The organism is Polluticoccus soli, assembly GCF_029269745.1.
Lineage (GTDB): Bacteria > Bacteroidota > Bacteroidia > Chitinophagales > Chitinophagaceae > Polluticoccus > Polluticoccus soli.
The window spans coordinates 1,087,978-1,102,176 of record NZ_JARJHT010000001.1; the positions used below are offsets into that span (position 1 = coordinate 1,087,978).

Here is a 14,199-nt window from a genome sequence, read left to right on the forward strand (position 1 = left end):
TTGAAAACCAAAAATTTAGATCAAGGCAGGCCTTTGCGAAGAAAGCCCGATATGAGGTATTTATCTCCCACTATCCAAACGCTATCGCCTTCGGCAAACTCCGTAGTGGAATCAGGATTAAGTATCCTGCGCCCATAACGTTCAATTCCAACGATCAACCCATTTGTCTTTTCGCGGATACCACTTCCACGTATGGTTTGACCAATCAGCTCGGACCCAGGGTATATCTCCATTTTCTTAAGCACTACCTCTTGTGGCGACGTTGCTTCGGGAGTTTTGCCGTTCAACGGTTCTATGTGTTTGCTGAACTGCTCCAGTTGCTCGTCAGTACCTATCACAAATAGCTTGTCGCCAGGATAGACTTTTTCATACCTGCTGGGAGCAGAGATGATGTAATCGCTCCGCTTAATCATGGCAATATTGATACCCAATCGCTCCCTAAGCCCCATTTCCTCCAGGTTCATACCAGTAACAGGTGAGCCGACAGGCAAATTGAATTGCGCTATATGAGCATCCCAGGGCGCCAGCTCGTGCCGCGCCGCCTTCGCTTCCTGTATTTCGCGGTGGTGAAAATTGAAAAAGAACCGCTCTTCTATCCGGATATAAAACTCGTGGATCTGGTGAGAAAATATGATGGCCACCGCCACAAGGAACATAGTGCCGATCATTGCGACATAAAATGGGAAAAAGCTGAGCAACAGCACACTCATATACACAATACCAAGACCGGCCCGAATCAGGCGAAGGAACAACAACGGACCGCGGTATTTTTTATTTCCCCACAAATTGGCAAACGATTCAGGCTGCAGTTTACGTACAACCAGCGCCCACAACAACGGCGACAACACTAGCAGGCACAATACTGCGGTTATGATCAATCCGAGGTATCCATTCGTTACGTTGGCTGCTAGCCAAGGTGCTACATACCTCGAAAACATAAAGATGATCCCGAGTATCATGATAGAGAACAGCAGTACATAAAAGAAATAACTGCGCAGCACTATCTGCCAGTCGCTGGCCGCGCTAATCGATTGGGTACCCTCACTATAACGCATCAGTATCTTTCTCCACCGGGAAGGTAAATGCCTATCTATTGACGTATACAACGGTAGCGCCAGTTTCACCATGTAGGGAGTAGAAAACGTGGTCAATACAGAAACAGCAACGGCTATGGGATATAGATAATCGCCTGTCACCTTTAAGGTGATACCGAGTGATGCTATGATAAAAGAGAACTCCCCGATCTGTCCCATGCTCATACCTGCATATACCGATGTCTTTAGCGGCTGTCCTGCAATGAGCGCGCCCGATGTGACGCTGAATATCTTGCTGACAATGAATGCAATCGTGATGATGGTAATAGGCCCTGCATAGTTCACCAACACCTCAGGGTTGATCAGCATGCCCACCGATACAAAGAACACTGCGCCAAACAGGTCCTTCACAGGACGTATCAATTGTTCAATACGCTCAGCCTGTGTTGTTTCTGCCAATATAGAGCCCATGATAAACGCGCCCAGTGCCGGGGAAAAACCGGCTTTAGATGCAAGTATCACCATCATGAGGCAAAGTCCGAGCGACACTACCAGCATGGTCTCATCGTTGAGTAACCTGCGCGTCCACCGGAAGAAGCTGGGTATGAAGAAAATGCCTCCAATAAACCAGAGCAGCAGGAAGAAGATCAGTTTGACCACCGACAGCAACATTTCTGTGCCCGCAAACTGGCGACTTGCGGCAATTGTTGAAAGCAATACCATTAGCACAACTGCAACGAGGTCTTCAACAATAAGCACACCTAATACCAGGTTAGCAAAGCGCTTGCCTTTCAGGTTCATCTCATCAAAGGTGCGGATAATGATGGTGGTTGAGGCCACGGATAGTATACCACCAAGGAAGATGCAATCCATTAACGGCCAGCCCAGTGCACGACCTATGGAAAAACCAATGGCCAGCATTGCCGCGATCTCTATAAGCGCCGTAATAGATGCAGTACCTCCTATGCGCATTAACTTCTTGAAACTGAATTCCAGACCGAGGTTGAACAGGAGAAATATCACCCCTATCTCAGCCCACAGCCTGATATTGTGCGGATCTGAAACAGTGGGGAACAAACTAAATCCCGGGCTCACCAGCAATCCCGCCAACAGGTATCCCAGTACCACGGGTTGCTTCAGCCTTTTAAATAACAGCGTGGTGATACCGGCTACAATGAGTATCAGCGCAAGATCCTGTATAAGTAAGGGAAGGTGCGACATACTTTGCTAAAATAGCACTTTCGCACCAGAGGCGGTAAACAACTCAGGCACAACGATGTCTACATTACATTAATTCAGCAACTATGCAGCTTCAGGAGTTTCAATAAATATTTGTATGTGACTGCTGGAGCCACCTGTCAGCCCCTTTACCATATCGTCCTTCATCGAGGTGAGGCTATATTGCGTGCCTGCAGGCGTTTTCTTCAACGGCTCGTACACTATTTCGATAATATTCTGCTTTTTGATCACGTCTTTAAGCAACAGGAATTCGTATCCTTCTTCCAGCAGCTGGTCATAAAGATTTTGCGTAAGACGTTGGGTGTCCATCAGTTCCAATTCTAGAGATTTTGAATCATGTACGCCTATCTCTGCAAATATTACGCCATGGGCTGGCTTGGGCATTTGCTAACGGCGTACGGATACAGAATCGGCAATAACTGTGGAATCAAGAGTTGATCGCTTCACTGTCGGCGGCGTGGGTTCTTCTATCCTTGGCACAAGTGGTAACATTTCCTCGATATAGTAGGTCGGATAATCGCCGCCATAGCCTTTCCATGTTTTGAGCAGTTTGCCATCGGCATCCAGCAATACGGTATACGGATAGCTCTGGCTTTTCTGATACCTGCGCGCAAGTTCTTTGTTCTCTTTGCGAATGTCGCCGTCGAGGTCTTTGTTTTTAGGGAAGTCGGCCTCGATCATTACAAGGTGCTTTGTTGCAAAGGTGTTGAAACTATCGCTCTGAAAAACGCGCTTATGCATTTTCTTGCAGGGGCCACACCAGTCCGAACCGGTGAAATGGATCAGTATCAGTCTTTGCTCGGTCTTTGCTACCTGCTTAGCCTGCTGCAACCTGGTGGTATCGTCCAACGACATCGTCACCACCGCCAGCAATATCAACAACACGTATCTCATCACTCCCTATATTAAACCACAAAAATACCCGTTATAACACTTATATAATGTTAAGAAATGTATTGTCGGGGTCGTTACTAGATGCGCTTTATGCGCTTCAGTTTCATCCTGCCAACGGGAGCCACTACTAGCGGGAATTTTTCAACCACCACGTTACTGGTATCCAGACCAAAGGCCTTTTCCTCCGACAAGCTGAACTCCCTGATCATGAAATGTATCTTCATCATGATCTGCTCCCAGAATGGCAGGTCATTGTCCTGGCTCAGAAACTTCTCCATAACTACGAAAGAGAAATCACCGATCACGTTACTGCGCTCCAGGCTTTGGTACCTGCTGGTAATGTTCACTTCCTTTGATTCCACAAGGTCTTCTACCACTCGCCTGAACAGCAGATCGATACGTGGCTGCACCCGGAACCCAAGCCTGAATTCCACACGTATCACATCATCCGGCTCGAGGTGTTCGACCGTATATTCACAGGTATACGGATCGTCGACCGTGTCTACGTGTACAAACCAATAGATGTCTGCACGTTTAGGCTTTTTATATAGCAGTGAGTAGATGATCTTATGTTCTATTTCTTTAGGATTGTCGGCACTGGTGAGGTATACCAGATGAGTAGCATACTTGGGTATCGTCTGATCATTGCTGAGCAGTTTCAACTTAGGCACGTAGTGCTGCAGTTTCACAAACTCCACATAGCGATTCTTGATCTTCCTTGCTTTGAACCAGTTATACATCACAAAGGCTAAAGCGCCACCCACAAGTACCGTCACATAACCACCGTGTGGTAGCTTGTCAAGATTGGCGATCAGGAAGCTGGCTTCGATAGTAAGGTATACTATGAGGTATAGGTAGATCAAAGCAGGGTGAACACGCCGCAACACAAGGAAGTTCGCAAACAGCATCGAAGTTGCGATCATACACATAGTGATAGCAAGACCGTAGGCGCCTTCCATGTTGGATACTTTTTCGAAGTGCAGCACCATGCCTACACAACCCACGAGCAGCATCAGGTTAACGGCCGGTATGTACAGCTGACCACGTGCTTCTGTAGGATAGTTGATCTTGAACTTCGGCCACAGGTTGAGGCGCATAGCTTCGCTTATCAGCGTGAACGAACCTGATATCAAAGCCTGGCTGGCAATGATGGTAGCAGCGGTAGCAATTGCGATACCAAAAGACAGGAACCAATCCGGCATTACGCTGAAGAACGGATTGAAGCCATGTTCTATCATCTCGAGGGTGATCGCTTTGCCTTTATACTCGTGCATTAACCATGCACCCTGGCCCAGGTAATTGAGTATCAGGCAAGCCTTCACAAATATCCACGAGTAACGTATGTTCCATTTGCCGCAGTGACCGAGGTCTGAATAAAGCGCCTCAGCACCCGTAGTACACAGGAACACCCCACCCAGGATATAAAATCCATGCGGATAGTTGATCAGCAATTTGATACCATAATACGGATTGAATGCTTTAAATACAGCCAGGTCGTCAGATATGTGAACCAATCCCAAAATTGCCAACATGGAGAACCACAGTAGCATCACCGGTCCGAAAAATTTACCAATGAATGCCGAACCGAATTGCTGCAATAGGAACAGCGCCGTGAGTATAACGATGACTATATAAATGATCGTTGTCTGGCTGATACCGGCCATGGCAGGCACCTGCTTTAAACCTTCTATTGCTGAGGTTACCGAGATAGCCGGCGTGATCATACCGTCGGCCAGCAGCGCAGCCCCACCTATTATGGCAGGCACAACAAGCCACCTGCGCCTGCGCCGCACCAGCGCAAAAAGCGAGAATATACCACCCTCACCCTTGTTATCGGCCTGGAGGGTCAGTATCACATACTTTATTGTCGTTTGCAGTGTCAGCGTCCAGATAATGAGCGAGACAACGCCGGTAACGAGATCTTCCGTTATCGTCTTTTCTTTAATGATGGCATTGAGTACGTAAAGCGGGGAGGTACCAATATCGCCATAAATAATTCCGAGGGCAATAAGTAAACCGGCAAATGTTACCTTGTTGTGGTTAGCTGTTGACATAAAAACTATTCTTTTCCTACAAACCGATACCCGACTCCCGACTCTGTTATAATAAACGACGGGCGGTTAGGGTCATCTTCTATTTTCTTTCGTAATTGTGCAATAAATACGCGCAGGTACTGCGACTGACTGATATACCCGGCTCCCCATATTTCGCGGAGCAGGTATTGGTGCGTTAACACCTTCCCCTCATGTCGGGCAAACAGGGTGAGCAGTGAATATTCTGTTGAGGTGAGTTTTACCTGCTCCCCGTTCTTCTTCACTATCCTGTCGGACAGGTCTATTTGCAAGGTGCCGAATTGCAGCACGGGTTCATTTTCCTGCATCACATTGCTGCGAAGCGCAGAGCGCATCCGGGCCAGCAACTCGCCGGTCCTGAAAGGCTTGGTCAGGTAATCGTTCGCGCCATTGTCCAGCGCCCTGATAATATCCCGTTCACTATTCTGTACCGATAAAATGATAACAGGGTTGGTGTACCACTCGCGCAATTGTTGTAATACGGCATGCCCATCCTCATCTGGCAAGCCAAGATCTAGCAATATCATATCGGGTGGATGGGACGCGGCCAGAGCCATGCCTTCTTTCGCCGTTACAGCTTGCTGTACCGCATACTGGTTGCTTTGCAGGGTGATCTCCAGAAGTTTCTGCATCTGCACCTCATCATCTATTACCAGTATGCTACCCTTATTCATGTCTCAATGCTTTAAGCTGTGAGGTAGCTGCCGGGATGCGCACTGTAAACCTCGCACCACCGGTGGGAACATTATCAAGGTCTATACTACCTTTCATCGCCTCTGTAAAACCTTTTACTATCGACAACCCCAATCCTGTACCCCCGGCCTTTGAATGTTTAAGGCGGTAGAACTTATCAAACACCATATCCTTCTCTTCTGTCGGGAATCCCTTTCCATTATCTTCTATAGTGAGCTGCAGCATGTGACCGAAGTCATTGGCTACAATATCTATCCGGCTACCGGGCGGTGTGTATTGCACCGCGTTATTCAACAGGTTGTAAACCACCTGCTCCAGCATGCCTTTGTCTAGTTTAAACAGCGGCAGACCTGGATTGATGTTGATCACGATCTTCTGCGATATCTTATTCTCTTCTACACGCTGCACCACATCGTACACGGTTTCGCTAATGTCCGTCCAGTCGTATTTCGGTTGCAAAAAGCCTGACTCCAGCCTCGATATATTTAACAGATTATCTACTTGCTGGTTCAATCGGAAAGATGCTTTAGCTATTTCAGCTACCAGGTCGTGCCGGTTGAGCTCGGTGAGACGAGCATTACTGGTCAGCAGGTTATCGGTAGCGCCAATGATTGTGGCAATAGGCGTACGTAATTCGTGCGACAACGAATTAAGGAAAGTATTGTAAAGCCTTACAATGTTCTCGCGCTCTATTTTCTTTCTCGCATCTTTCTGTACTTTCCTGATCTTGTATGTGAGTACGGCATTTACCATGGCAATGATGAAGTACATCATTAATAAAATGCCGTCGCCGGGCGTATCTACATGCAGCGTGAACTTGGGAGGAATAAAAAAGAAATCCCAGATCAGGGCGCTCAATATGGCTGCAATAAGAACAGGTAATATATCGAACGATACCGCCACTACCGAGACACACAATAACAGGATAAAAGCAACCACTTTATATCCCAGGTAGGCCTGCAGGCCATAACATATGGCCGATGCGGTCAATACCAGGACAATGCTGTATATGTACTGCTTGGTTAAACTGATCTTATGAGAGAATAGCTCCGACATTGTCTTTGCGCGAAGCAAAGGTAGTCAGGTAGCCATAAGTAAGAAGTAAAAACCTTGCGCAGGCGTATAAAGATTTTATAAAGAAGCTATTCCCCAACAGTTCCCACTATGGCATAGTGCGACATAGTGTCCCTCAGCTTAAAATAGCGGCCCGGCAGTTCGGGGTAAGGTGCCGGTTCAAAGCTGGTCAGAAAATCCATCCGGTTAAAGGCAGGGGTGATGTAGGCTTCCGCATCACCTGCTATTACTATTGAAGCCGTAGTATCGTACTTGATGGTCGACAGCATCCAGAACTCATAGGGTGTTCCCCAGTTCATCATCAGCGTATCCATCGGCACGCGCGAATCATCGTACACCCATTTGCCCTCACGGTGCCGGTCTAAAAACCGCTCCGCCCAGTGCAGGCGCGCTGTGTACTTTTCGTGGGTGGTATATATGCGTACTATACCAGTTAGCGCTATTATGGCCAACAGCCCATAGACCAACTTCGGACGCATGGGCGGCAGCACATCGTACACCAGAGCAGCAGCGATAAAAAATCCCATAGGCAGATACAGGTTCTCCATGTAAAACGGACGAACGTTTTGCCTGAAGGCGGTATGCACCAAAACTATATAACCCACCATGGCTGCCACAAACAGCAATAGCTTAGCATATTGTTTTGCCAGGAGATAGTGCACACCAATACCCACTGACAGCAGGGGTATCCAATAGTATTTCGTCAGCCAGCTTTTAAAGAACAGCCGGGTTGTTTCAAAACCAAACACTTCGGTAAACTGTCCCAGGGAGCCACCGGCATGGTCCAGTGCCGAACTGTCGTAATTAGTAGGGAACAGGAACACTTTCGCCAGGAAAGCTGCCAACACTCCGCCTGCGATCACTGCAATATCGGCTTTGCTGATGCCCTCGTCCGACAACCATAAGAACACCACCAGGTAGATGGTTGGGATAAACATCAGCGGATGGAAAAAGGCGATGGTAACAAGACAGGCCAACAACAACGCATAATGTAAAGCATTACGACCGCGAAACCGTTCGCTACTCATCCACGCCAGCACCACCGCCATAAATGGTAATCCCTGTGGCAGTTCAGATTGTATCCAGTAAAAACTATCGGCCACAAAAAGTATGGCACTGCACAACAACACCAGTGCCATTTTGTAGTTCTTAAGAACAGACCCACATAGCAGATAACAAACAAAATGATACAGTACCGCCCATACAGAATAGGCCATCATCAGCGCTTTCAAGCCGATGCCCAACTTGCCGCCAGCCCACGGTACCACCTGCGTAATGGCCGATCCGAACCTGTGCCCCTGTATAGCCATGTCGCCTGTCCACAATACCTTGAAGAAAATAAAAGCGACATCTATAAAGGCTGTTCGCTCCAGGTAAAACACCGCAGCCAATACCAGCAAAGGCAGGTACATCAGCATTCCTAAGCGATACAAGTTGCGAAACATGCGAGCAAAATAGAGCTTTACAACTAAACATTCATCAACTCCCCTCCTTAGTTAAGGAGGGGACACCGGCAGAGGGCGCAAGCCCGTTGTCCGTTGGGGTGGTTGACATGCTGAGAGTCGATAAAAAAGCTGAAACATCTTGATAAGCTGTGTAACATAATTCACCGTCCCACCACCCCAGTTTGCAAAGAGCGTACCGTCTCTTTGCAAACATCCCCTCCTTAACTAAGGAGGGGAGTTGAATATGTGTTACTTGCCCGCAATCCTACATTGCCGCCAGCCGCTCAATAAAATGTACCACAGACGTATCCGACCAATCAGCCCCATTCACATGCTTCATGGCGATATTACCATCCTTGCCGTAAATAAACGTGGCGGGGTATTGGTTGAATTTCATAGACGCAGGAATGTCTTCGTCCGTAATGGTATAGAAAGGCAATGTGTAACTATTCTTTTTAGCAAAAGCATTGATCTTCTCGGGCGTATCTTGTCGCGAGGCAATCACGAACACCACTGAACTATCATTTTTAAATCGGTTGTATAGTTTCTGCACGGTAGGCATCTCTGCCACACAGGGTATACACCATGTACCCCAGAAGTTCACAAACACCACTTTCCCCTTCAGTTGTGACACGTGCTTTTCCTCGCCCTGCAGTGTAGTGTATTTGAAATCAAATTCCTCCTTCAGTCTGGTGGGAACTACCGGCGCTTTTAGTCGTTTTTTGACCAGCGCCTCGCCAAGCTTGATGAAACCGTACGTGCCGGCCACTGCCAATACAGCCGATGTGAGTATTCCCACCCAGAAGCCTTTCCAGAATTTAGTTTTAGGTTTTGTTACCATTAATGTTGACGATCATTTTATATACCTATACCTTCCGAGTAGCTTATTCATTTCAATCCATCCATTGGAGACCACTCTTCCATAAACGCGATCGGTATATTCTATTCGCTCAGTAGTATCTCCCTCCACTATTTCAAGCACAACCTTGCCTGCTTGTTTAGAAAGGTATAACTGCGATCGCTCAAGCCTGGCAACGTAGTCCTGCAGCTCAGGCCTTATTGGGAAAAGAACGGATGGACTCAACACTTGAATTTTTTCCTGGCCATTGTGCACGACCCGTCTGGTTCCTGTTAGCCTGGGGTCACCAGCTTCATAGGCAAGGAAATTTCCGCAGTCCAGCGGCTCAAAGACAAAAACAAATGGCTTTAGGTGTTGGTCAAGAGCCGTGTCGCCCGCAACTGCACGTTGCACAAACGTCTCAGGCATCCATACCTTGCTGGCACTGCGCTGAAACAGTTCGGCGATCGCCTCGAACCCATACGAAAATTTGTCTCCGTTCATACTATCAATAAAATCAATGCGCTCCGTGCGATTGGGTTCAACTATTTCCAGCAGTAGTTTATTATCGTTTCGCGACAGGTAGATATCTGCCTTAGCAAATCTTTCAATATCGGCGTGCGGCACCCACGTTGTATCGAGGCCATACTCGCTAATCGGCACCGACCATTTTTCTCTGCCTTCGTGTATGACTCGTTTCAACGGCTTTTTCGCCGCGTCTTCGCCCTTTGCACCATAAACCCACAGGCCGCTGTCGGGCGGATCCAAAATAAATTCAATAGGCTTCAGATATTCTACCAACATAGAATCGCCTGCAAGCGCATGCCGTACAAATGCCTCCGGCAGCCATACTTTTTCCTGTGCTTTTGATACAAGCACCACGAAAAACATTACCGATAGTAACAACAGCCTTCTCATCAATTATCGTTTTGACGCAGCTGTTTTATAGCCTTTTTCCCATCGATAAATATTTGACCATTTGCCCTGTCAACAAAGTCAATAGTTTCGGTCTTATCATCTTTTATGATCTCAAGCCGCAGCTTCTGGCCATGTCTTGACAGGTAGATCATCGAGCCATAAAACCCGTCAATGTATTCTCTTGGATTGACGTTGCGATAAAAATGATTGGCCAGGTACAGCACTTGCCACTTTTCTCTCCCCTCATGCGATACAAGTCTAAGGTCAACCCGGCTGGCCTGTGGCGCACCATAGGTCCACACCAGCCCGCTGTCAGGTGGATCGAAAATAAACTCAAAAGGTCGCAGGTATTGTTCTGCTGCATCGCCAGCAAGGGCATGCTGCACAAACAGCTCCGGCAGCCATACTTTTCCCTGCGACCATCCAGTGGTGGCATACAATAGCGCTAGTAGTATGAAACAGTACTTTTTCATCAGTTATCCTTCCACCGCCACAAATGCATACAGGCATAGGTGCGGTACGGTTTCCATTTTTCAGAGATCTTCAACATTTTTTCGCGCATGGCCTTTTTATCGGCCATATCCAGTTTGTACAGTTTGGCCATACCTTGTTGTATGCCGAGGTCGTCTACAGCAAACACGTCCTCGCGCCCCAGGGCAAACATCAGCTGCATCTCCACGGTCCAGCGACCAACGCCCTTGATAGGCAACAAGAACTCCATCACCTCTTCATCGCTCATGGCATACAGCTTTTTATCCTCCATACCGTGCACAATGGCATGTCGGGCTACATTTTGCACATAAGCTACTTTGGCGTTCGATAATCCAATGGCTCTCAGTTTTTCAGGCGCCATACCAACAATTTGCTGCGGCGTAGGTTCTTTGCCACCGTATAGTTCAAGAAAACGATGGTAGATCACTTTGGCCACCTTCACTGACAATTGCTGGCTCATGATAGAAGCACAGAGGTGCAGGCAAAGGTTCTTTTTCTTTTTGAGTGCCAGTGGCTCAGCTGTCTTCAGCAGCTGAGCAAACTTTTTGTCTTTTGCCAGGTGTTCGACGTAAGGATGGGGCTTTTTGTCAGGCATATCCTAAAATTAGGCTATTTCATTCAATTAAAATTGTGTATATTTGTTATTGTAAATACCTTTCTCGTTCTGTCCTTGCGACCGAGGCATGGCGAAAACCGACCTGAAACCATGACACAATTTGCCAGAGGGCAATCAACACATGAAAACTATTATCCATACGAATTACAGTAGCAAAGTCGAGCCCAACTGGCTAATTATCAATGCTGTTACTGGAAAAAGTCAGCTTTCAGACCAACAAAATCGAACATTTCTCCTGCGACATTCACTAAAGCATTGTTGCAGAAGTCACTCCATCAAATTATCACGTCAACACAACCTTTCTGCATTACCTTATTGTCGCCCGGGAACATTATATTTGTCCGCAATTTCAAAAACACATGAAGAATACACCTTTTACACAGAAACATATCGCACTGGGCGCCAAGATGGCAGAATTTGCCGGTTACAACATGCCGATATCTTATGCCGGCATCAATGAGGAGCACCACACAGTGCGTATGAATGCAGGTGTATTCGACGTGAGCCACATGGGCGAGTTCATCCTGAAAGGCCCTGATGCCCTGGACCTGATCCAGCGCGTTACCAGCAACGACGCCAGCAAACTGACTGATGGTAAGGCACAATACTCTTGCCTGCCTAACGCTACCGGCGGTATCGTAGACGATCTGCTGGTATACTGCATTGAAGAGGGTAAGACCTATATGCTGGTAGTAAACGCCAGTAACATCGAGAAAGACTGGAACTGGATCAGCAGCTTCAACACTAAAAATGTGGAGATGCACAACATATCGGACAAGACCGGCCTGCTGGCTGTACAAGGTCCTAAAGCCGTGCAGTACATGCAGCAGCTCACCGATATGGACATCACCAACCTCAAATACTACACTTTCGTAAAAGGCACTTTCGCCGGTGTACCTAACGTTATCGTGAGCGCTACCGGTTATACCGGTGCAGGTGGCGTTGAGATCTATTTCGAAGACAAAGACGGCGCTGGTGAAAAGATCTGGGACGAAGTGTTCCGCGTAGGTGGCCCTGCAGGCCTGAAACCTATCGGCCTAGGCGCCCGCGATACCCTCCGCCTCGAAATGGGTTATGCCCTGTACGGCAACGATATCGACGATACTACCTCTCCGCTGGAAGCCGGCCTGGGCTGGATCACTAAGTTCACCAAAGACTTTACTGCACGCAACATACTCGAAGCCCAAAAAGCTGAAGGCATCAAGCGCAAGCTGGTTGGTATCGAAATGATCGACAAAGGAATTCCTCGCCACGGCTACAAGATCCAGAATGCAGAAGGCACAGAAATAGGTTATGTAACATCGGGCACACAAGCGCCAAGCCTGGGCAAAGCCATCGGTACAGCTTACATCCGTAAAGACTTTGCATCAGAAGGCAGCGATGTGTTCATCATGATACGCGACAAAGCCGTAAAAGCGCAGGTAGTAAAAATACCTTTCGCCTAAGGCATGACCGTATAGGTCGCAAAACTGTCAGCAAATTTAAAGTAGCGCTTATCCAGTGAGTCGTAGGAATACGTACCCCACTGGGTAACAAAATCATAGGTGAGACTGGACCCCCAGCTCACCTCTTTTAATTTATCTGTAAAGATGATGGAAGCGGTACGGTTGCGCTCTTCTGTCGAGATCAGCCAGAACTCATAAGGCGTGGCCCACGACATGAGCAGCGTATCCATGGGTGCATGCTTTTCGCTGGCCATGATCTTCTTGCCCTCATTGGTCGCTACATAGTGGCGCAACCAGTTCACCCTTGTTGTGTACGACTTATGCGCAGCATAGATGCGTACCAGCCCGGTCACCGCGATCAACCCAAAGAGCGCGTAAGCCAATGCTACCCTGCGCTGCAGCAAAGCCGGCAAAACATCAAAAGCCAGGGGCAACGCAAGGAAGAAGGCAAGTGGAGTATACAAGTTCTCGGTATAGAAATCGGGGATATTGGAATTCGGGTAAGAGACGTTTATGAGCAGCAGGTAGCCCAACATAGCCACCACAAACAAAGCCAGCTTCCCCCATTGTTTCGATTGGGTGTAAAGGGCGATGACAATAGCGCTGCCCAGAGGTATCCAATAATACCGGGTAAGGCAGTTGAGAATGAAGTTCTTGTTGGAGTGCAGGTTGATATAGTCGGGAAACAGGGTTTGAAAATGGCGTAGGTTCCCCATAGCGCCGGCATCATACGGTTCTTTGAGGAACAGGTTTTTGAACAACAGCACTGCTGCGTACACACCGCCAACCCAAAGCACGGTGCGAATAGAAACAGGTTCTTTGCTGTCCAGCCAGAAGAAGACCAGCATAAACCCTACGGGGAAGATCATAAGTGGGTGCGCAAAGGCGATAACCGGTATAAGCAGAACGATGAAGACAGCTGTTAACCAACGGTTCCTCGCGATCTCATAACGCCTTACCAGCGCCAGTAGAGGGAACAGAAGCACGGTCGCCTGGATCATCTCTGAAATAGTGAAGTAGAAGGTATGGGTAGCAAAGAGAACATGGAAGAGTAGCAGGCCAATAGCTGCTTTGTAGTCTTTGAGCAGGCCACACACCAGGTAACACAACAAGTGGAAGATGACGATGTTCACCGAATAGGCCAGCATTACCTGCTTCAACGGCAGTGAAGCTTTCACAGCCAGGTAGGGGAAAAGTTCAATAGCTGCAGCTATGAACCGGTAATGAAAGATGGCAAACCCTTCTGTGGTGATGATCTCGAACAGGTAATAAGCGTGGTCGAGAAACAGCAGGCGCTCTTTATAGAAACTGACAGAAAGCCAGAGCAGTATAATATATACTGCTATCCCTGTTATGAATATTTTCCTGAGCATTCGGAGTGTCTGGCTTTGAGCGGGGTAAATATAGTTGATATGCGGGCGCTATCGTAATATCCTGTT

General features: G+C 47.7%; 13 protein-coding genes. 1 reads left to right on the forward strand and 12 read right to left on the reverse strand.

Features of this window, described 5'->3' with window-relative positions; translation table 11 throughout:
• Positions 1-20: 20 nt before the first annotated feature.
• From P2W83_RS04955 to P2W83_RS05005, 11 genes are all read right to left on the reverse strand, one after another.
• Complete coding sequence (locus P2W83_RS04955) at positions 21-2,255, reverse strand: monovalent cation:proton antiporter family protein (protein ID WP_276132589.1); 2,235 nt, start codon at positions 2,253-2,255, stop codon at positions 21-23.
• Between the two features lie 81 nt (positions 2,256-2,336).
• On the reverse strand, positions 2,337-2,657 hold the full coding sequence (locus tag P2W83_RS04960) for a hypothetical protein (RefSeq protein ID WP_276132590.1): 321 nt from the start codon (positions 2,655-2,657) through the stop codon (positions 2,337-2,339).
• Positions 2,658-2,660: 3 nt separating this feature from the next.
• Entirely contained in the window at positions 2,661-3,167 is a 507-nt protein-coding gene (locus P2W83_RS04965; RefSeq protein ID WP_276132591.1) for a thioredoxin family protein, read from the reverse strand.
• 77 nt (positions 3,168-3,244) lie between these two features.
• On the reverse strand, positions 3,245-5,221 hold the full coding sequence (locus tag P2W83_RS04970) for a KUP/HAK/KT family potassium transporter (RefSeq protein ID WP_276132592.1): 1,977 nt from the start codon (positions 5,219-5,221) through the stop codon (positions 3,245-3,247).
• Positions 5,222-5,226: 5 nt separating this feature from the next.
• On the reverse strand, positions 5,227-5,913 hold the full coding sequence (locus tag P2W83_RS04975) for a response regulator (protein WP_276132593.1): 687 nt from the start codon (positions 5,911-5,913) through the stop codon (positions 5,227-5,229).
• The gene (locus tag P2W83_RS04980; RefSeq protein ID WP_276132594.1) at positions 5,906-6,988 is read right to left on the reverse strand and encodes a sensor histidine kinase; all 1,083 of its coding nucleotides are present in this window, start codon (positions 6,986-6,988) and stop codon (positions 5,906-5,908) included. The genes P2W83_RS04975 and P2W83_RS04980 overlap by 8 nt, the downstream gene beginning before the upstream one ends.
• Positions 6,989-7,074: 86 nt before the next feature.
• A complete protein-coding gene (locus P2W83_RS04985; RefSeq protein WP_276132595.1) occupies positions 7,075-8,451 on the reverse strand; it encodes a hypothetical protein in 1,377 nt (458 codons plus the stop codon).
• Between the two features lie 265 nt (positions 8,452-8,716).
• Entirely contained in the window at positions 8,717-9,292 is a 576-nt protein-coding gene (locus tag P2W83_RS04990) for a TlpA family protein disulfide reductase (RefSeq protein WP_276132596.1), read from the reverse strand.
• 12 nt (positions 9,293-9,304) lie between these two features.
• Positions 9,305-10,207, reverse strand: coding sequence for a hypothetical protein (locus tag P2W83_RS04995; RefSeq protein ID WP_276132597.1), 903 nt, complete (start codon positions 10,205-10,207; stop codon positions 9,305-9,307).
• Positions 10,207-10,680: a hypothetical protein gene (locus tag P2W83_RS05000; RefSeq protein WP_276132598.1), complete on the reverse strand. Its 474-nt coding sequence runs from the start codon at positions 10,678-10,680 to the stop codon at positions 10,207-10,209. The genes P2W83_RS04995 and P2W83_RS05000 overlap by 1 nt, the downstream gene beginning before the upstream one ends.
• Entirely contained in the window at positions 10,680-11,294 is a 615-nt protein-coding gene (locus tag P2W83_RS05005; protein ID WP_276132599.1) for a DNA-3-methyladenine glycosylase family protein, read from the reverse strand. The genes P2W83_RS05000 and P2W83_RS05005 overlap by 1 nt, the downstream gene beginning before the upstream one ends.
• A gap of 380 nt (positions 11,295-11,674) precedes the next feature.
• On the opposite strand from P2W83_RS05005, the gene gcvT reads away from it, so the two are divergent.
• On the forward strand, positions 11,675-12,760 hold the full coding sequence (gene gcvT / locus P2W83_RS05010) for a glycine cleavage system aminomethyltransferase GcvT (RefSeq protein WP_276132600.1): 1,086 nt from the start codon (positions 11,675-11,677) through the stop codon (positions 12,758-12,760).
• On the opposite strand, the gene P2W83_RS05015 is transcribed toward gcvT, so the two are convergent.
• Positions 12,757-14,133: a hypothetical protein gene (locus P2W83_RS05015; protein WP_276132601.1), complete on the reverse strand. Its 1,377-nt coding sequence runs from the start codon at positions 14,131-14,133 to the stop codon at positions 12,757-12,759. The genes gcvT and P2W83_RS05015 overlap by 4 nt on opposite strands.
• Positions 14,134-14,199: the final 66 nt, after the last annotated feature.

Bases quoted from the DNA above. Each gene is read 5' to 3' on its own strand.
- P2W83_RS04955 (WP_276132589.1), bottom strand. From the start codon at position 2,255: ATGTCGCACCTTCCCTTACTTATACAGGATCTTGCGCTGATACTCATT.
- P2W83_RS04960 (WP_276132590.1), bottom strand. From the start codon at position 2,657: ATGCCCAAGCCAGCCCATGGCGTAATATTTGCAGAGATAGGCGTACAT.
- P2W83_RS04965 (WP_276132591.1), bottom strand. From the start codon at position 3,167: ATGAGATACGTGTTGTTGATATTGCTGGCGGTGGTGACGATGTCGTTG.
- P2W83_RS04970 (WP_276132592.1), bottom strand. From the start codon at position 5,221: ATGTCAACAGCTAACCACAACAAGGTAACATTTGCCGGTTTACTTATT.
- P2W83_RS04975 (WP_276132593.1), bottom strand. From the start codon at position 5,913: ATGAATAAGGGTAGCATACTGGTAATAGATGATGAGGTGCAGATGCAG.
- P2W83_RS04980 (WP_276132594.1), bottom strand. From the start codon at position 6,988: ATGTCGGAGCTATTCTCTCATAAGATCAGTTTAACCAAGCAGTACATA.
- P2W83_RS04985 (WP_276132595.1), bottom strand. From the start codon at position 8,451: ATGTTTCGCAACTTGTATCGCTTAGGAATGCTGATGTACCTGCCTTTG.
- P2W83_RS04990 (WP_276132596.1), bottom strand. From the start codon at position 9,292: ATGGTAACAAAACCTAAAACTAAATTCTGGAAAGGCTTCTGGGTGGGA.
- P2W83_RS04995 (WP_276132597.1), bottom strand. From the start codon at position 10,207: ATGAGAAGGCTGTTGTTACTATCGGTAATGTTTTTCGTGGTGCTTGTA.
- P2W83_RS05000 (WP_276132598.1), bottom strand. From the start codon at position 10,680: ATGAAAAAGTACTGTTTCATACTACTAGCGCTATTGTATGCCACCACT.
- P2W83_RS05005 (WP_276132599.1), bottom strand. From the start codon at position 11,294: ATGCCTGACAAAAAGCCCCATCCTTACGTCGAACACCTGGCAAAAGAC.
- gcvT (WP_276132600.1), top strand. From the start codon at position 11,675: ATGAAGAATACACCTTTTACACAGAAACATATCGCACTGGGCGCCAAG.
- P2W83_RS05015 (WP_276132601.1), bottom strand. From the start codon at position 14,133: ATGCTCAGGAAAATATTCATAACAGGGATAGCAGTATATATTATACTG.